This is a genomic window from Streptomyces sp. NPDC050147, from assembly GCF_040660195.1.
Lineage (GTDB): Bacteria > Actinomycetota > Actinomycetes > Streptomycetales > Streptomycetaceae > Streptomyces.
Window position 1 is genome coordinate 90576 of record NZ_JBFALJ010000016.1, and the last position, 17077, is coordinate 107652.

Here is a 17077-nt window from a genome sequence, read left to right on the forward strand (position 1 = left end):
GGAGGGGCAGAGCATCGATGAGTGAAGTGACCTACGACGTACGTCAGTTGAAGCGGGCGCGGATCGCCGTGGCCGCCGTCTTCTGTGTGCACGGCGCCGTCACCGGCTCCTTCGCGACCCGCGTGCCCTGGATCCAGGAGCACGCCGACCTCAGCGCGGGGCTCCTCGGCCTCGCTCTCGCCTTCCCCGCGATCGGCGCCTCCGTGGCGATGCCGCTCGCGGGCTGGGTCAGCCACCGGTTCGGCGCGCGGACCGCGCTGCGCGGCCTCCTCGCCCTGTGGACGCTGTCCCTGATCCTGCCCTCGCTGGCGCCGAACCTGCTCACGCTCTGCCTCGCCCTGTTCGTGTACGGCGCGACGGCGGGTATGTCGGACGTGGCGATGAACGCCCTCGGTGTCGAGGTCGAGAGCCGCATGAAGAAGTCGATCATGTCGGGCCTGCACGGCATGTGGAGCGTGGGCGCCCTGATCGGCTCCGCGGCCGGCACGGTCGCCGCTCACCTGGGCTCGGACGCCCGGATGCACCACGCGCTCGCCGCCGCGGCGCTCACCGTGATCGGCCTCGTCGCCTGCCGGGGTGTGCTCGACCTCCAGGCGGAGCCCGGGGACGAGGCGCCGCCGCGCTTCTCGCTGCCGCCGAAGTCGGCGCTGCTCATCGGCGCGGTCGGCTTCTGCGCGGTCTTCGCGGAAGGTGCGAGCCTGGACTGGTCGGCGGTCTATCTGCGGGACGTCCTCGACTCGTCGGCCGGAGTCGCCGCGGCGTCCACCACCGGCTTCACGCTCACCATGGCGATCGCACGTCTGGCGGGCGACGCGGTGGTGGACCGCTTCGGGGCGGTCCGCACGGTGCGGGTGGGCGGCGTGGTCGCCGCGCTCGGCGGTCTGCTCGTGGTGATGGCGCCGCATCCGGCGATCGCCATGTCCGGATTCGCGCTGCTCGGGCTCGGCATCGCGGTCGTGGTGCCCCTCGCCTTCGCGGCGGCCGGACGCAGCGGCCCGAATCCGAGCCAGGCCATCGCGGGCGTCGCCACCATCACGTACACGTCGGGCCTGATCGCCCCGTCCGCGATCGGCACGCTCGCCGACGCGACCAGCCTGGTGGTCTCGTTCGGCCTGGTGACGGTGCTCGCCTGCGGACTCGCGGTGTTCGCTGGAGTGCTGCGTACGGACGGCCGCGAGGCCACGCGGGCCGCTCCGGCGGACGCGCCCGCAGGGAAACCGTGAACCTTACGCCGGATTAACATTGCGCTGACTCATTCAGGTCTTGACAAAGTCGGGCGCACAGAAGGCGGAACAGAACCATGGATCTCGGCGTGCGCTGGAGACTGCACGGCGACGGGCGCACCCCCGCGCCCGGAGCCGTCGTCCGTCCCGACGAGCGGCTCTCGTGGCCGCGGACCATCGGGCTCGGCGCCCAGCACGTGGTCGCCATGTTCGGCGCGTCCTTCGTGGCGCCCGTCCTGATGGGCCTCGACCCGAACCTCGCGATCATGATGTCGGGCGTGGCGACGGTCATCTTCCTGCTCGCCACGCGCGGCCGGGTGCCCAGCTACCTGGGCTGTTCGCTCTCCTTCGTGGGCGTGGCCGCCGTCATCCGCGCGCAGGGCGGCTCCTCCGCGACCGTGACGGGCGCGGTCTTCGTGGTCGGCGCCGCGCTGTTCCTGGTGGGTCTCGCCGTCCAGAAGTTCGGGGCGCGGATCATCCACGCCGCGATGCCGCCCATCGTCACCGGCGCCGTCGTGATGCTGATCGGCTTCAATCTGGCGCCGGTCACCGCGTCCACGTACTGGCCTCAGGACCAGTGGACGGCGCTCTTGGTGATGCTGTTCACCGGTCTGGCCGTAGTGTGCCTGCGCGGATTCTGGTCGCGCGTCGCGATCTTCCTGGGGCTGCTCTTCGGGTACCTCCTCTCCTGGGTCCTCGACCTGGTCTTCGGCAAGATCCACTCGGCGGACGGTTCGGGCAAGGTCGTCGACCACTGGCGCCTTGACCTCTCCGCCGTCGGCAACGCCGACTGGATCGGCCTGCCGACCTTCCACGCGCCGAGCTTCGAGTGGTCGGCGATCCTCGTCGCGCTGCCCGTCGTCATCGCGCTGGTCGCCGAGAACGCCGGGCACGTCAAGGCGGTCGGCGAGATGACCGGCGACTCCCTGGACGACAAGCTCGGCACGGCCATCTCCGCCGACGGAGCCGCCTCCATGCTCTCCACGGCGGTCGGCGGCCCACCCAACACGACGTACTCCGAGAACATCGGCGTGATGGCCGCGACCCGCGTCTACTCCACGGCCGCGTACTGGGCCGCCGCGGGCTTCGCCCTGCTCTTCGGCCTCTGCCCCAAGTTCGGCGCGGTCGTGGCGGCCATCCCGGGCGGTGTCCTCGGCGGCATCACGGTCATCCTGTACGGCATGATCGGCCTGCTCGGCGCCCAGATCTGGATCAACGCCGGGGTGGATCTGCGCAATCCGCTGAACCTCGTCCCCGCCGCGGCGGGCATCATCATCGGCGTCGGCGGCGTCTCCCTGAAGATCACCGACAACTTCGAGCTGAGCGGCATCGCGCTCGGCACGATCGTCGTGATCACCGGCTATCACGTCCTGCGCGCCTTCGCGCCGCCGCACCTCAAGTCCCAGGAACCGCTGCTCGATTCGGGCACGTCCACGTACGACGACGCCGACGGGGACGAGAGCGCGGACGGCTCTCAGCCGCGCGCCAAGTCGTAGGCGTAGTCGGGCGTGAACGTCCCCGGCGCGCCCTTGCAGCCGTCGGACTCTCCCGGCAGTTTGATCCACAGATAGGCGTCGACACGGGCCTGCCCGGTACGCAGCGTCGGGCTCTCCCCGAGCCCCCGGCCCGCCGGGTCGCACCACTCGCCGTCCGCCGGGGCGCCGTTGCCGTTGCGGCTCGTGTCGATGACGGCGCCGAGGCCCGCGGGGCCGCCGAGCGCGGCCAGGACCTTGCGGGCGTACGCGGCCTCGGCGCCGGTGCGGTGGAAGTTCGAGACGTTGGTGAAGATGCCGTCGGACGACGCGATCGACGCCGCCCCCGCCGCACGCAGCCGTCCGGCCTGTTCGGCCGCGTTGTTCCAGCCGGAATGCCCGGCGTCGTAATAGACCCTGGCCCTGGGGTTGGCGGCCTTCAGGGTGCGGCCGGCGCGGGCGAGCGAGGCATAGCGCGCGGTGCGCTGCTTCGCGGAGAGGCACTCGGAGAGCGCGATCGCGTCCGGTTCCAGGATGACGACGACCTCGCCCGAGCCCAGGCCCGCGGCGAACTTCCCGATCCACGCGTCGTACGCCGCGAGGTCCGGCGCACCGCCCTGCGACGCGCCCCCGCAGTCACGGTCCGGTATCGCGTACGGCACGACGACGGGCACTCGGCTCCCGGCGTTCGCCGTCACCGCGCGCACGCGCGACGTGATCGTCTCAGGGGCGTACTCCGCGAACCACACGGCGGCGGGACGGTCGGCGATCCGGGACTCGATGAGCGGCCTGCGCGGATCGCTCCGGTTCGCTCTGACCCAGTCGAGGACCTGGGAGTCGCCGTGCCGGTAGAGGGAATCGGCCGAGGGAGCGGCGCTGCGCGGCTCCTTCGGACGCTGCGTCGAAGTCTTCGGTTCCGGCTTCGGTCGCGGCTTGGCCGAGGTCTTCGCCGGGGACGGCTTCGCCGAGGACTTCGACGCGGACGGCGTGGGCACCGCGGGCAGCGGTTCGAGCGTCGGCGACCTCGTCACCTTCGGGCGCGCCTGGTCCCTGCCGCCGCCCTCGTCCAGGGCGGACACCATTCCGGTGACGGTGCCGACGGCGGCCACGACCGAGGCCGCGGCGACCATGACGCCACGACGGGCGGCGCCGCGCTCGGCCCGCCGATCGGCCCGTCGTTCTGCGCGGTGTCGTGCGCGCTTTCCTGTCACAGTACTGTTCCTCCCCCTCCGCCGTGTCCCCCTGACACGGCGTGCCGACGCCCCTCCCCAGGGGCACACACGGTCGCCGTTCCCCCGTTCTGGGGAAGCGGCCGGTGCGGTGGCACTCGGACCAGCCTAGGACTGGGACCCTGCCACCATGGCGCAGTCGCAGCGGTTCGCGGAGTTCACAGGCTCGGCACACGGGGTTGACGGCGTGCTGACGCGGATGCGCGCGCTGGGCGCCGGCTTCCGCTCGGGCGACGGGGTCGGAGTCTTCAACCGGGTCTATCTGTCGGTGACCGAAGAGGTCGGCCGCCATCTCGACAACGGCCGATTCCCGGACACCGGAGCCGCGGTCACGCTGGACGTCCTGTTCGCCGAACGCTATCTGCGGGCGGTCGACGCGGTGGCCACCGACCGCAGGCCGCCCGCCTGCTGGCGCCCGCTGTTCCAGCTGCGGCGCCATCCCGGCGTACGTCCCCTGCAGTTCGCGCTCGCGGGCATCAACGCGCACATCGGGCACGACCTTCCGCTGGCCGTCATGGACGCCTGTCGTACGCTCGGCTGCGAACCGGCGGATCTGGAGGACGAGTTCGACCGCGTGGGCGACATCCTCGTCTCGCTGGAGGAGAGCATCCGCGAAGATCTGATGCCGGGTCCCGACCTCTTCCAGATCGCCGACCCGCTCACCCACCTCCTTGGCTCCTGGAGCCTGGAGCGGGCCAGGGACAGCGCCTGGGCGACGGCACTGGCGATGCGGGCGCTGGATGACCTGCCCGCCGTGGCGGACGAGTTCAGGTGCCGCCTGGACGGAGCGGTCGGCCTGGTGAGCCGGATGCTGCTCACTCCCCTGCCGGACTGATCCGCCCGCTCCGCGCTCGCCGCCGAGGAACCCCCGGACAGTAGCTGTACGTTGAACGCAGTGACCCCGGATGCGAAGGAGCACCAGCATGGCCACACGACTCGGTCTCGGCCTCCCGCAGGGCCGGCAGTACAGCATCGGACGGGACGTCCCGGCTGTCGCCCGCGCGGCCGAGGAGATCGGGTACGAGAGCCTGTGGGTCTATGAACGCGTCCTGTTCCCCGAGCCCGCGACCCAGGGTCTGTACGGCGTCGAGGGCCTGCCCTGGCCCGACACCTACCGCTCGGTGGCCGATCCGCTGATCACGCTGACCCTGGCCGCGGCCGCCACCGAGCGGGCCCGCCTGGGCACCAGCGTCCTGGTCGGCCCGCTGCACGTGCCGTTCCAGCTGGCGCGCTCCCTGGCCACCCTGGACGCGGCGAGCGGCGGCCGCGTCGTCGCGGGCTTCGGCACGGGCTGGTCCCACGACGAGTACGCGGCCTCAGGGGTGGCCCCCTTCGAGAAGCGCGGCAAGGTCCTGGACGAGCTGATCGACGTCTGCCACGCGGTGTGGGGCCCGGACCCGGTGTCGTACGAGGGTGAGCTGACCACGATCGCCCCCTCGGTGGTCGGACCCAAGCCCGCGCGTCCCATCCCGATCCTGCTGCCCGCCAACAGCCCGCGCGCCAGGCGCAGGCTGGTGGACCGCGCCGACGGCTGGATGCCGGTGGGCGTGGGCGCCGAGAAGCTGGCCGAGCAGTCCCAGGCGCTGAAGGAACTGGCCGCCGAGCGGGGGCGCACACGGCCGGTCCAGAGCGTCCTTCGGGCCAACGCGCGGTACACGCCGACCGCGTACGAGGGCGAGAAGCGCGCCCCCTTCCGGGGCAACGTCGCGCAGATCGTGGAGGACCTCCAGGCGCACGCCTCGACGGGCGCGGTGGAGGAGATCCTCATCGAACTCGCGGGCAGCACGCGGGACGCGGAGGAGCTGAAGGACGTGGCGGCGGAGGTGTACGAGGCGGCGCGGGCGGCCGGAGTATAGGACTGCCCCGAAGGGGCGCTGTCCTGGGGGCGCGGGGCTGTTACATGTGCGGCTCCGCCGCGTGGGCGCGACCAGCCGCAATGGTCCCGCAGATTCCCACGCGCCCCAGCCAGAACGGCGCTGTCAGTCCTCTGGCAGCTCGACGGGAGCAATCTCGTCGTACACGTCCCCCGGCCCGGGGTTGGACGCATCGGTCGCACCCCCGAAGTGGTGCATGACCCCCCAGACCGCGTTCAGGGCGGTCTGCACCGCACCCTCGGCCCACCCCGCCGTCCAGGAGATGTCGTCACCGGCGAGGAAGATGCCTCGCTTGTCCTCGGGCAGCGACTCCTGCATGAAGTGCGTGAACAGGCGCCGCTGGTAGCGGTAGTGGCCCGGCAGGTTCGCCTTGAAGGCGCCCATGAAGTACGGCTCGTTCTCCCACGACACGGTCACCGGGTTGCCGATGATGTGCTTGCGGATGTCGACCTTGGGATAGATCTCGCCGAGCGACTTGAGCATGACCTCCATGCGCTCGTTCGCCGACAGCGGCAGCCACTTCAGGCTGTCGTCGCACCAGGTGTAGGAGAGGCAGATGACGGCGGGCTTGTCCGGTCCGTCGTCGAGCAGGTAGGTGCCGCGCGTCATCCGGTCGGTGAGCGTCATCGACATGACGTCACGCCCGGTCGGGTTCCCCCTGTCGTCGACGGCCTTGTCGAGCCAGAACGGCCTGTCGACCGGGACGAAGAGCTTGGAGGACTCCATGTAGTGGGTCCGCTCCATCGCCGTCCAGTGGTCGATGGGGAAGAGCGAGTCGTCGCACGCGATCTTCGAGAGCAGCATCCAGGACTGGGCGGTGAAGATCGCCGCCTGGTAGGTGCGGATGTCGCCCGAGGAGTCGGTGACGGTGACGCGGTTGCCCGCGGTGCGGTCCAGACGGGTCACGGCGGGCTTCGGCACACCGCCCTCGTGCAGCGAGCTCAGGGACGTACCGGGCGCCCAGTGCACGATCTTCTGCGGCTCGCGGTCCCACATGCGCAGGGGCAGCTGCTGGCTGCCGCCGACGATGCCGCGGTGGTGGTCGTCGGCCTCGGTGTAGACGACGCGCAGGATCTCCAGGATGGAGTTCGGGAAGTCGGTGTCCCAGCCGCCCGTGCCGAAGCCGACCTGGCCGAAGATCTCGCGGTGCCGGAAGGACTTGAAGGCCTCGGACTCGCAGAGGAAGCCGTAGAAGGTCTGGTTGTCGAGCTTCTCGACGAGCTTGGACCAGATCTCGCGGATCTTCGGCACGTCGCGCTCACGCAGCGCGCGGTTCATGTCGGAGAAGTCCGCGCCCTCCTCCAGGCAGTCGCTCCACGCCTTCGCCACGTCGCGGTAGACCTGCGGCAGGTCGGCGACGGTCTCGGCGTAGTGCGACTCGCCCTTGAGGTCGACGACCGTCGAGGGGGTCGACTCGGCGAGGGGGTTGGGGAACGGCTGGGTCTTGAGGCCCACCAGGTCGATGTAGTGCTGCAGCGCGGTCGAGGACGGCGGGAAGCGCATCGCGCCCATCTCGGCGGTCAGGTCGCCGTCACAGCCCTCGAAGCCGACGGTGCGCAGTCGGCCGCCGATCTGGTCGGCCTCGTAGACGACGGGCTTGAGGCCCATCTTCATCAGTTCGTACGCCGCCACGATGCCGGACAGGCCGCCGCCGATGACCGCGACCTCAGTGCCGTGCTCGGTCGCGGGTATCTGGCCGAGGCCCGCCGGGTGGGCGAGGAAATCGTCGTACGCGTAAGGGAAGTCCGGACCGAACATGGTGATCGGCGGCTGCGCGTCGGTGTGCTGGACGGCGGTGGGCACCGTGGACGTCATGGGGTACGGACTCCTTGCGGGAACGGCAGGACAGAAGAACGGGAGGCTCGGGAGGGGGTGGATCGGGGTGTCGGAACCGTCAGATCGGGGTGTCAGATCGAGGTGTCAGATCAGGGACGCGTACAGACCCGGGCGGCGGTCGCGCAGATAGGGGTTGGCCTCGCGCGACGCGGCGAGGAAGGCCGGGTCCGCGTCGGCGAACACCAGCTGCTCGTCCCGTCCGGCGCGGGTGCGCGCGACACCGTCGGGGCCGGCCAGCGTGGAGAGCCCGACGAACTCGAACTCCCCTTCCTTGCCGACCCGGTTGACGTACGCGACGTACATCTGGTTCTCGAAGGCCCGCACCGGCACGACCGACTCGGCGACGAACTGGAAGGGGTGCATCTGCGCCGTGGGCACGAGCAGCAGGTCGGTGCCCGCCAGGGCGTGGGCGCGGACGTTCTCCGGGAACTCCACGTCGTAGCAGATCATCAGGCCGATCCGCAGACCTCCCAACTCCGCCTGTACGACGGCCTGTTCACCGGGGGTGAAGTGGTCGCGCTCGAAGCAGCCGAAGAGGTGGGTCTTGCGGTAGTTCGCCAGACGCGAGCCGTCGGGGCCGATCAGCTGGACGGAGTTGAAGACCGTCTCGCCGTCCCGCTCCGGGTAGCCGTAGGCGACCGCGACGCCGTGTCGTACGGCGATCTCCGCGATCGCGGCGGCCGACGCCCCGTCGGCGGCCTCGGCGAGGCGCGGCATGTCGTCGCCGATCGCGTACCCGGTGAGGTACAGCTCGGGCGCCACCAGGAGGCCCGCCCCCGCCGTCGCCGCACGGCCGGCCGCGTCGTCGAACGCCTTGAGGTTCTCGGCGACGGAGCCGAGCTGCCCGGAACTCTGGAGCAGGGCGGTGCGCAGCGCAGGCATGGCGGATCCTCGGGGCGTACGAAGGGGCAGGTGGGGTCCGTTAGACGTTACGGTCAGCGGCGCTGTCCGGACAAGACGCGAGCGTTGCGGGCGGATGCTCGATCTGTTGCGCACTGTGGGCCCGCGGCGGCGATTCGTTGTGTGGCGGTGTGCGACCGGGGTCGTAGTGGTGTCCGCCACTGGGCCCAGGGGGCGCGGGGTCTTCCCCGCCGCACGGCGGAGGCGGATTGCCGCCCGTGGCCGGACGTGCCGGGACCACCTTCCGCGAGAGCGTGATCTCGCCCGGAAGGACCGGGTGAACGGCACTTCGGACGGAGGCTCCACGTGAGCCGCAACGCAAGCACCCGGATCGCTGACAGCCGCCTGACAAGCACCCGCGGCAGGGTGGTCGCCGTAGGGACCGCCCTGCTGCTCTCGGTGGGGGCGGTGGGAGCGGCCGTCGCGTCGGACGACGGCGGGACGCACGAGGCCTCCTCGAAGACGCAGGCCCGCGAAGCCGCCGCCCTCACCGGCAGCGCGAAGCTGTACCGCAAGACCACCGAGGACGTGACGTTCACCTTCGACGCGCATCTGGCCGCCGAGAACAACAAGCGCCCGGACAAGGCGACCGGCACCTTCAAGTTCGTCCACCTGGACAAGCCGGGCGGCAAGGGCGGCTGGGCGAAGGGCCGCATCGACTGCCTGGCCACGGGCGGCAAGGTGGCCACGGCGACCGGGATCATCACCGAGACCAGCCCCGATGCCATGATGCGTTCGACCAAGGGCGGCCGCGTCGGCTTCAGCGTCCACGACCAGGGCAAGCACGACCGCGTCGGCTACAGCTGGGCCGCGACGGGCGGCCCCGACGGCACCAAGAAGCTGTCGAAGTGCAACAGCGCCGCCCCGTTCGAGAAGGTCAAGAACGGCACCGGCGACTTCCGCGTCCTTCCCTGGAACGTGCCGTACCCGACCCGGTGACCCGCCTGGCCCGCCCGTACGAGGGATCGGGCGGGCCCGGCGTCTCCTCCTCGGGAAGCGCCGCACCCCGCCGCACGGCGGAGGCGGTCACCCCCTCAGGCACGATGCACCGGGCATCGGCCCACGGGAATGTGGATCACGCCCGGAGGGACCGGGCTGACCACAGCCAGACGGGGGCTTCCCATGCACCGCCGCTCCACCTTCATCCGAGTCGTCGCCGTGGGCGCCACGCTCCTCGCGCTCGCCGGCGCCGCAGGCTCCGCGACCGCGTCGGACGCCCCGCACCCCGGGAGGGAGGCCGCCGCCCTGACCGGAACCGCCAAGTTGGACCGGCCGCCCGGCGACAACGCCACCATCACCTTCGACGCCCATCTAGACGCCAAGGACAAGAACGACCCCGGGGCCGCGCACGGCACCATCAAGTTCAGCCACTACATGAAGAACCCCGAGTTCGGCGGCTCCGCCGAGGCCCGCGTGGACTGCCTGCTGACCGGCGGAAAGGTCGCCACGGTGTCGGCGGTCGTCACGAAGGCGGACGGCGGCCTGAAAGGGGCGATCGGCAAGCGCGTCGGCATGACGGTCCACGACCAGGGCAAGCAGGACCGCTTCGGCTACAGCTGGGCCATGGTCGGCATCCCGAACGACCTTCCGAAGGACATGCCCAAGTGCGTGAGCGCGGCCCCCTTCGACCGAACCAAGCCCGGCAGCGGCGACCTGCGCGTACTGCCGATGAAGTAGCGCCGCGGAAGGGCCCTAGGCAGGCGCCCCGGAGGAAAATCTCCGCATCAGCGGCGAGAGCACCAGCACGGACTTCGTCCGCTCCACGAACGGCTCCCCCGCGATCCGCTCAAGGACCCGCTCGAAGTGCCGCATGTCCGCGGCGAAGACCTGGACGACCGCGTCCGCGTCACCGGTGACGGTGGACGCGGACGCGATCTCCGGATACCTCTCGAGACCTCGCCGGATCGCCTCCGGCGAGGTGTTGCGACGGCAGTAGATCTCGATGAACCCCTCGGTCTCCCAGCCGAGTGCGGCCGGGTCGACCCGCACGGTGAATCCCGTGATGGCCTTCGTCTCCCGCAGCCGGTCCACGCGCCGCTTCACGGCGGGCGCGGAGAGCCCGACCAGCTGGCCGATGTCGGCGTAGGAACGGCGGGCGTCCTCGGCGAGGGCGTGCACGATGCGTTCGTCGAGATCGTTCAGTCGCACTGGGGGTGGGTCACTTCTCTGCGGAGGCCAATCGGGAGCGGCTCATGCCGTACAGGAAGTAGAACACGAGGCCGACGGCCATCCAGACACCGAACACGACCCAGGTGACGGAGTCGAGGCTGAACATGTTGTACGCGCAGAAGGCGAAGCCGAGCACCGGGAAGAGCCAGCCCAGCGGCACGCGGAAGGTGCGCGGCATGTCCGGGCGGGTCCGGCGCAGCACGACCACCGCGATGTTGACCAGGCCGAAGGCGAAGAGCGTACCGATGCTGGTGGCGTCGACGAGCTTGCCGAGCGGGATCACCGAGGCGAGCGCGGCGCAGAACAGCGACACGATGACGGTGTTCACACGGGGCGTGCCCGTCTTCTTGCTGACCTTGCCGAACGCCTTGGGGACCAGGCCGTCGCGCGACATGGCGAACAGGACGCGGGTCTGGCCGTAGAGGACGGTCAGGACGACGGACGCGATGGAGATGACGGCGCCGGCGGCGAGCAGCGTGCCCCAGAAGCTCTGGCCGCTGACGTCGTTCATGATCGCGGCGAGCGCGGCCTCCGAGCCCTCGAAGTCCTTCCAGTTCCAGGCGCCGACGGCGACGGCGGCGACCAGGACGTAGAGGGCGGTGACGATGACCAGCGAGAGCATGATCGCGCGGGGCAGGTCGCGCTGCGGGTTCTTGGCTTCCTCACCGGCGGTGGAGGCGGCGTCGAAGCCGATGTACGAGAAGAAGAGGCTCGCGGCGGCGGCGCTGACACCGGCCGTGCCGAGCGGCATGAAGTCGGAGTAGTTGCCGGACTTGAAGCCCATGAAGCCGATGGTGCAGAAGAGCACGAGCGCGGCGATCTTCACGATGACCATGATCGTGTTGGCCCGCGCCGACTCCTTGGCGCCGCCGAGCAGGAACACCATGGCGAGCAGCACGACGATCAGGCCGGGCAGGTTGATGATGGCGCCGTCGACCTCGCCGGGCGCCGCCGAGAGGGCGTCCGGGATGGTGACCCCGATGGTGCCGTCGAGCAGTTCGTTGAGGTATTCGCCCCAGCCGACGGCCACGGCGGCCACGGAAACGCCGTACTCCAGGACCAGGCACCAGCCGCAGACCCAGGCGACGAGTTCGCCCATGGTTGCGTACGCGTACGAGTAGGAGGAGCCCGCGACCGGTATGGTGCCGGCCAGCTCGGCGTACGAGAGTGCGGAGAAGAGCGCGGTGAGTCCGGCGATCACGAAGGAGATCGTGACGGCGGGTCCGGCCTTGGGGACGCTCTCGCCGAGGACGACGAAGATGCCGGTACCGAGCGTGGCACCGATGCTGATCATGGTCAGCTGCCACATGCCGAGGGAGCGCCGCAGCGAGCCGCCCTCACCCTGACCGCCCTCCGCGACCAGGAGTTCCACCGGCTTGCGCCGCATCAAGCGGGCGCCGAGTCCCGAGCCCCCCGGGGGGCTTGGGCGGTTCTGCGGGGGTGCGCCTTGGTCGAGCACGCGTGGCTCCTTCATCGCTGCCGGTCAGGGCGGCGGGACCGGCGGCAGCACCCACGCATGGATGGGGACCGCCGAGCAGGCGGTCCCCGCCACACCACGTACAGCGGATGACTCTATGAGACGTGCTTCACGTACGTAATGCAGCAACCTTGCGCAGGACCGCATGATCGTTGCGTACTTCCCCTTCCTGCGGGTCTTCGTTGCGCAGTCCGTTTCGTCCGTTGCGTGCCGGGGCTCCGGGGAAGTGGTTGACACTTCGTCAGATCTGCCTCATCGTGCACCCCGGTCGAGAGGGAGGCAGCAGGCCATGGACCTCGATGTGCTGTACGAGATCGACGTACCGAAGCCGTGGAACGGACCCCATCCGCGCGGCCAGCGCACCGCCGAGCAGCGTGCCTACCGCGAGGCCGTGGAACAGATCCGCCTCGCGGACCGGGTCGGCTTCCGAACGGTGTGGGCGGTGGAGCACCACTTCCGCGAGGGCCGCTCGCACTGCCCCGCCCCGGAGGTGCTTCTCGCCCATCTCGCGGCACTCACCGAACGGATACGCCTAGGCTTCGGCGTCACCCTCACTCCCTTCGGCTTCACTCCCCCGCAGCGGATCGCGGAGAAGGTGGCGGCCGTGGACGTGCTGTCGGAAGGCCGCGTGGAATGGGGCACGGGACGCTCCACTCCCATGGAGCAGACGGCCTTCGGCGTCGACAGGGAGCAGTCGCGGTCCGACTGGCGCGAGGCGATCGAGATCGTGACGGGCATGTGGCGCGAGGAGTACTTCGCGTACGAGTCGGAGCGCTTCACCTTCCCCCGGCGGATGGTCACGCCGAAGCCGGTCCAGGACCCACATCCCCCGTGCTGGATGGCTGCCACCTCCCCCGGTTCGGCGGAGGTGGCGGGCGCGGCGGGCCTCGGCCTGCTCTCGTTCTCGATCATGCAGCCGCTGGAGGCGATGGCCCGCCAGGTCGCCGCCTACCGCGCGGCTGCGCGCACGCCGTCCCCGATCACGGACGTCACCACGGACCGCGTGAGCGCGTACACACTGGTGCACGTGGCGGACCGCCCCTCGCGGCGGGTCTGGTCCTCGGTGGCCTGGTGGTACCGCAACCTGGCCCAGTTCACGCTCGACTGGGAGCTGCCGCACCTGTCCCCCGAGGAGCGCGAGCGGACCTTCCCCTTCCTCACCCCGATCATCGAAGGGAACGTCCCCGTCGAGGAGTTCAGCGACGGCGACATGATCCTGATCGGCAACGCGGAGACGATCGTCCGCAAGGCCAAGCGCTACGCCGACCTCGGCATCGACCAGCTCATCTGTTACGTCCAGTGGGGCTATCTGGAGCACCAGGAGATCCTGCGCACGATCGAGATCCTGGGCAAGGAGGTCATCCCGGAGCTGGCCGCCTACCGGCCCCGGCGGGCGGCACCGTGAGCGGGACACCGGCGGGCGGCGCCGCGAACGAGACAGCGACGGGCGCCGCCGTGAGCAAAACAGCGACGGGCGCTGCCGTGGGCGAGCCCCTCGACACCTCCCCCGTCCCCGACTACGCCACCCTCCACCGCCTGGACGGCCGCGCCTTCGTGCTGCTCGGCGCGGGCAACGGCATCGGCCGCCAGACCGCGCACGCGCTCACGGCCGCGGGCGCGCGGGTCCTGTGCGTGGACCTCGACAAGGGCCGCGCGGACGCGGTCGCGGCCGAGACGGGCGGCACCGCGTACGTCGCCGACGTGACGCGGCGCGAGGACATGCGGGCGCTCTTCGCTTACGTGCGGCGGGAGTCGGTCCCGCTCGGCGGTGTCGTCGACATCGTCGGCATGGCCCGCTACACGCCTCTGGAGGATCTTGACGACGCGTCCTGGGACTGGCACTTCTCCCTCGTCCTGCGGCACGCCTGGCTGGCGGTGCAGTACGGCGGTGCGGCGCTCGCCGACGCGGGCGGCGGCCCTCTGGTCTTCGTCGCGTCGGTGTCGGGCCTGACGGCGGCGCCCCTGCACGCCGCGTACGGCGCTGCCAAGGCGGGCCTGATCTCCCTGGTCCGCTCGGCGGCGGTGGAGTACGGCCCGCGCGGGGTACGGGTGAACGCGGTGGCGCCCGGCGTCGTCTGGACGCCGCGCGTGGCGGGCCTGATCGGCGAGGAGGGCCGCGCGCGCAACGCCCGCAACGCCCCGCTCGACCGGGTGGCCGAGACCTCGGACATCGCGTCGGCCCTGCTCTTCTTCGCCTCGCCGCTCTCGTCGTACGTCACCGGGCAGACGCTCGTCGTGGACGGTGGGGTCGGCGTGAAGTTCCCGTATCCGACCATCGGGGGTGCGCGGTGAGGGAGTTCGTACGGGGTGCGCCCTGGTGGACCGAGGACGGCCGGGTGGTGCGCGCCGACCCGGCCGACCGCGCGCGGCTGGCCGGGGACACCTGGGAGCGGGCGGGTCTCCCGGCCGGAGTGCGCCTTGAGTTCACCGCGCGCGCAGTCAGCGCAGTGGAGGTCGCGTACACCGCGTCGCCACCGTCGCGAACAGATGCGTACGGCACCGCGCCTCCCGTCTTCACACTGCTCACGGACTCCGGCGGCGAGAGGGGCGGCATCCGCGCGGGGGCGGGTGACACGGGCAACGCAGGCACGGGCAACGCGAGGACAAGCGACACGGGTACAGGCGACACGGGCACGGACGACGCGGGGGCGGACGACGACGGTCTCGCGCGGCAGCACACCGACACGCAGGGCGCACACGTGCCTGCCACCGGCCCGCCCGCACCGCGCGACGGCCGCACGCGAGCCGTCTGGGACACCCCCGCGGCGCCGGGTTCTCACACGGTGGTCATCCAACTCCCCCACCCGGACGGCGACTTCGTCCTCCACCTCCCGGAGGCACTGCGCCCCGCGCTCACCGGCTTCCGTGCCGTCGGCGGCGGCACGCTGGAACCCCGGCAAAGGCAGCCGCGCTGGCTGGTGTACGGCGACTCGATCGCCGAGGGCTGGTCGACGAGCCGCCCGCACCTGGCGTGGCCCGCGCTCTCGGGGCGTGCCCTCGGGATCGAGACGGTGAACCTCGGGTACGCGGGCGCGGCGCGCGGGGAGCTTGCTTCGGCCCAGCAACTCGCCTCGCTGGACGCCGACTTGATCACTCTCGCCTTCGGTACGAACTGCTGGTCGCGTACGCCGCATTCGGCGAGGCTGCTGTACGAGACGGCACGGTCGTTCCTGGATCTGGTGCGCCAAGGCCACCCGGACGTCCCCCTCCTGGTCGTCTCCCCGGTGGTCCGCCCGGACGCGGAAGCGGTGCCGAACCTGCTCGGCGCCACCCTGCGGGACCTGCGGGCCGCCGTGGAGCGGGCGGCCCTGGACGCGGGGGCCGAGCTGCTGCCGGGCGGTGGTCTCCTTGACGCCAGACACCTGGTGGACGGGGTGCATCCGGGCGACGCGGGCCACGGCGTCCTCGCGGAGGCGGTGGCGTCAGCGCTGCGGAAGCTGCGCAAACCACCCAAGTCACCAAAGCCGCCGAAGCCGCCGAAGGATCACTCCTGGGCCGCTTCGTCGTAGGCCTCGCGGGCGGCGGCGATGGCGGGACGGTGGTCGATGGACCAGTCGGCGAGGGCTTTGACGAGGTGCGTGAGGCTGTGGCCCATCTCGGTCAGCTCGTACTCGACCTGCGGCGGAATCGTCGGGTACACCGTGCGCTTGACCAGCCCGTCGCGCTCCAGGCGGCGCACGGTGAGGGTGAGCATGCGCTGCGAGATGCCGCCGTGGATCCTGCGCTGCAGCTCCTTGAACCGCCGGACGCCCGAGGCGAGTTCCACCACCACGTACACGGACCACTTGTCCCCGAGCCGGTCCAGGACGTCGCGCACCCCGCACTCGTCCTGCGGGGTCTCACAGCTGATCACCGGCTCGACGGGGGCCGGGGCGCCTTGCGAGGTGGTTACCGCCGTGTGCCCTGCTGACATGAGAGTGCCTCCTTATGCGGCGGCGTCGCGCCGTTCACCATGGTCACAGGAGCCGGACGCCCGGTCCCGTCCCGCCCGGACACCCCGGACAAGACAGCGGGCACAACCACCGACCACGGGGGAACCTTCCCATGCTCATGATCACAGGTGCCACGGGCGCCCTCGGCACGCTCGTCACCGCCCGTCTCACGGGCCGCGACGACGTCGTCATCGGCACCCGCGACCCCGCCCCCGGCGGCCGCCGCGTCGACTTCGACGACCCGGCGTCCCTGGACTTCACCGGCGTCGACACCCTGCTGGTCATCTCCGCGGGCGCCGCCGAGGACGACGTGGTCATCGCCCGCCACGAGACCGTGATCTCCGCCGCCGAGAAGGCGGGCGTCGGCCACCTCGTCTACACCAGCCTCAGCGGCGACGGCGACCACCTGACCTACGCGCTCGCCCACCGCTGGACCGAACGCAGACTGCGCGGCTCCTCGCTGGACTGGACGGTCCTGCGCAACGGCCTGTACGCGGAGTTCCTCGCGGCCGTCGCCGCTCCGGGACCCGACGGAACCATCGCCGCGCCGCTCGGCGAGGGGCGCCTGGCAGCCGTGGCGCGCGAAGACCTGGCCGACGTCGCGGTACGGGTGGCGACGGCTCCGGCCGCCCACGCGGGCCGCACCTACGAACTGGTCGGCGAACACGCCCTGGGCGGCGCCGACCTCGCCGCCGCGACCGGCGGCTCGTACGAACCCGGTGAGCTCGCCGCGACCCGCGAGGCGATCACCGCGGCGGGACAGGCGCTGCCCTTCCAGGTGCCGATGCTCCTGAGCACGTACGCGGCGATCGCGGGCGGCTTCCTGGACGGCACGGGCATCGAGGACCGAGGGGCGCTGCGCACCCTGCTGGGCAGGGAGCCACGCCCGGCCATCGAGGTGTACGCGGCGACGGTGCGCCCCTGAAGGGGCGCGGGGAACTGCGCGACCAGCCACGGCGATCCCG

General features: G+C 71.3%; 16 protein-coding genes. 10 read left to right on the top strand and 6 right to left on the bottom strand.

Translation table 11 applies throughout. The features are described 5' to 3' along the window. Positions 1 to 17: 17 nt before the first annotated feature. Positions 18 to 1223, top strand: a complete 1206-nt coding sequence (locus AB0I94_RS24105; protein WP_363311691.1) for an MFS transporter — start codon at positions 18 to 20, stop codon at positions 1221 to 1223. Between the two features lie 77 nt (positions 1224 to 1300). Beyond that, on the top strand, positions 1301 to 2719 hold the full coding sequence (locus tag AB0I94_RS24110; RefSeq protein WP_363311692.1) for a solute carrier family 23 protein: 1419 nt from the start codon (positions 1301 to 1303) through the stop codon (positions 2717 to 2719). On the opposite strand, the gene AB0I94_RS24115 is transcribed toward AB0I94_RS24110, so the two are convergent. Next, a complete protein-coding gene (locus AB0I94_RS24115) occupies positions 2698 to 3825 on the bottom strand; it encodes a glycoside hydrolase family 6 protein (RefSeq protein WP_363311785.1) in 1128 nt (375 codons plus the stop codon). The genes AB0I94_RS24110 and AB0I94_RS24115 overlap by 22 nt on opposite strands. Before the next feature lie 229 nt (positions 3826 to 4054). Here AB0I94_RS24115 and AB0I94_RS24120 point away from each other — a divergent pair, with 229 nt between their 5' ends. Together AB0I94_RS24120 and AB0I94_RS24125 are read left to right on the top strand one after the other, a co-directional pair. Continuing rightward, positions 4055 to 4759 (top strand): DUF5995 family protein, encoded by a 705-nt coding sequence (locus AB0I94_RS24120; protein WP_363311694.1) that lies wholly within the window; start codon positions 4055 to 4057, stop codon positions 4757 to 4759. Between the two features lie 88 nt (positions 4760 to 4847). Next, positions 4848 to 5780: an LLM class F420-dependent oxidoreductase gene (locus AB0I94_RS24125; protein ID WP_363311696.1), complete on the top strand. Its 933-nt coding sequence runs from the start codon at positions 4848 to 4850 to the stop codon at positions 5778 to 5780. Positions 5781 to 5903: 123 nt separating this feature from the next. On the opposite strand, the gene AB0I94_RS24130 is transcribed toward AB0I94_RS24125, so the two are convergent. Both AB0I94_RS24130 and AB0I94_RS24135 read right to left on the bottom strand, forming a co-directional pair. Then, positions 5904 to 7613, bottom strand: coding sequence for an NAD(P)/FAD-dependent oxidoreductase (locus tag AB0I94_RS24130; RefSeq protein WP_363311697.1), 1710 nt, complete (start codon positions 7611 to 7613; stop codon positions 5904 to 5906). 105 nt (positions 7614 to 7718) lie between these two features. Continuing rightward, complete coding sequence (locus AB0I94_RS24135; RefSeq protein WP_363311787.1) at positions 7719 to 8507, bottom strand: carbon-nitrogen hydrolase family protein; 789 nt, start codon at positions 8505 to 8507, stop codon at positions 7719 to 7721. Between the two features lie 333 nt (positions 8508 to 8840). Here AB0I94_RS24135 and AB0I94_RS24140 point away from each other — a divergent pair, with 333 nt between their 5' ends. Together AB0I94_RS24140 and AB0I94_RS24145 are read left to right on the top strand one after the other, a co-directional pair. Then, a complete protein-coding gene (locus AB0I94_RS24140) occupies positions 8841 to 9473 on the top strand; it encodes a Repetin (RefSeq protein ID WP_363311698.1) in 633 nt (210 codons plus the stop codon). A gap of 183 nt (positions 9474 to 9656) precedes the next feature. Beyond that, positions 9657 to 10211 (top strand): Repetin, encoded by a 555-nt coding sequence (locus AB0I94_RS24145; RefSeq protein WP_363311699.1) that lies wholly within the window; start codon positions 9657 to 9659, stop codon positions 10209 to 10211. A 15-nt stretch (positions 10212 to 10226) separates the two neighbouring features. Here AB0I94_RS24145 and AB0I94_RS24150 read toward each other — a convergent pair whose 3' ends face one another. After that, positions 10227 to 10682 carry an Lrp/AsnC family transcriptional regulator gene (locus tag AB0I94_RS24150; RefSeq protein ID WP_363311700.1) on the bottom strand — a complete coding sequence of 152 codons (456 nt, stop codon included), beginning with the start codon at positions 10680 to 10682 and terminating at the stop codon, positions 10227 to 10229. 10 nt (positions 10683 to 10692) lie between these two features. Then, positions 10693 to 12162, bottom strand: coding sequence for an amino acid permease (locus tag AB0I94_RS24155; protein ID WP_363311701.1), 1470 nt, complete (start codon positions 12160 to 12162; stop codon positions 10693 to 10695). 307 nt (positions 12163 to 12469) lie between these two features. On the opposite strand from AB0I94_RS24155, the gene AB0I94_RS24160 reads away from it, so the two are divergent. The 3 genes from AB0I94_RS24160 to AB0I94_RS24170 are packed head-to-tail and all read left to right on the top strand — an operon-like array spanning position 12470 to position 15689. Beyond that, positions 12470 to 13585 (top strand): LLM class flavin-dependent oxidoreductase, encoded by a 1116-nt coding sequence (locus tag AB0I94_RS24160; protein WP_363311702.1) that lies wholly within the window; start codon positions 12470 to 12472, stop codon positions 13583 to 13585. Beyond that, positions 13582 to 14472 (top strand): SDR family oxidoreductase, encoded by an 891-nt coding sequence (locus AB0I94_RS24165; RefSeq protein ID WP_363311703.1) that lies wholly within the window; start codon positions 13582 to 13584, stop codon positions 14470 to 14472. Before AB0I94_RS24160 ends, AB0I94_RS24165 begins: the two co-directional genes overlap by 4 nt. Further along, complete coding sequence (locus tag AB0I94_RS24170) at positions 14469 to 15689, top strand: GDSL-type esterase/lipase family protein (protein ID WP_363311704.1); 1221 nt, start codon at positions 14469 to 14471, stop codon at positions 15687 to 15689. The genes AB0I94_RS24165 and AB0I94_RS24170 overlap by 4 nt, the downstream gene beginning before the upstream one ends. Here AB0I94_RS24170 and AB0I94_RS24175 read toward each other — a convergent pair. Further along, complete coding sequence (locus AB0I94_RS24175) at positions 15665 to 16093, bottom strand: helix-turn-helix domain-containing protein (RefSeq protein ID WP_363311705.1); 429 nt, start codon at positions 16091 to 16093, stop codon at positions 15665 to 15667. The two genes, AB0I94_RS24170 and AB0I94_RS24175, sit on opposite strands and share 25 nt — an antisense overlap. Before the next feature lie 131 nt (positions 16094 to 16224). Here AB0I94_RS24175 and AB0I94_RS24180 point away from each other — a divergent pair, with 131 nt between their 5' ends. Then, complete coding sequence (locus AB0I94_RS24180; protein WP_363311706.1) at positions 16225 to 17037, top strand: NAD(P)H-binding protein; 813 nt, start codon at positions 16225 to 16227, stop codon at positions 17035 to 17037. Positions 17038 to 17077: the final 40 nt, after the last annotated feature.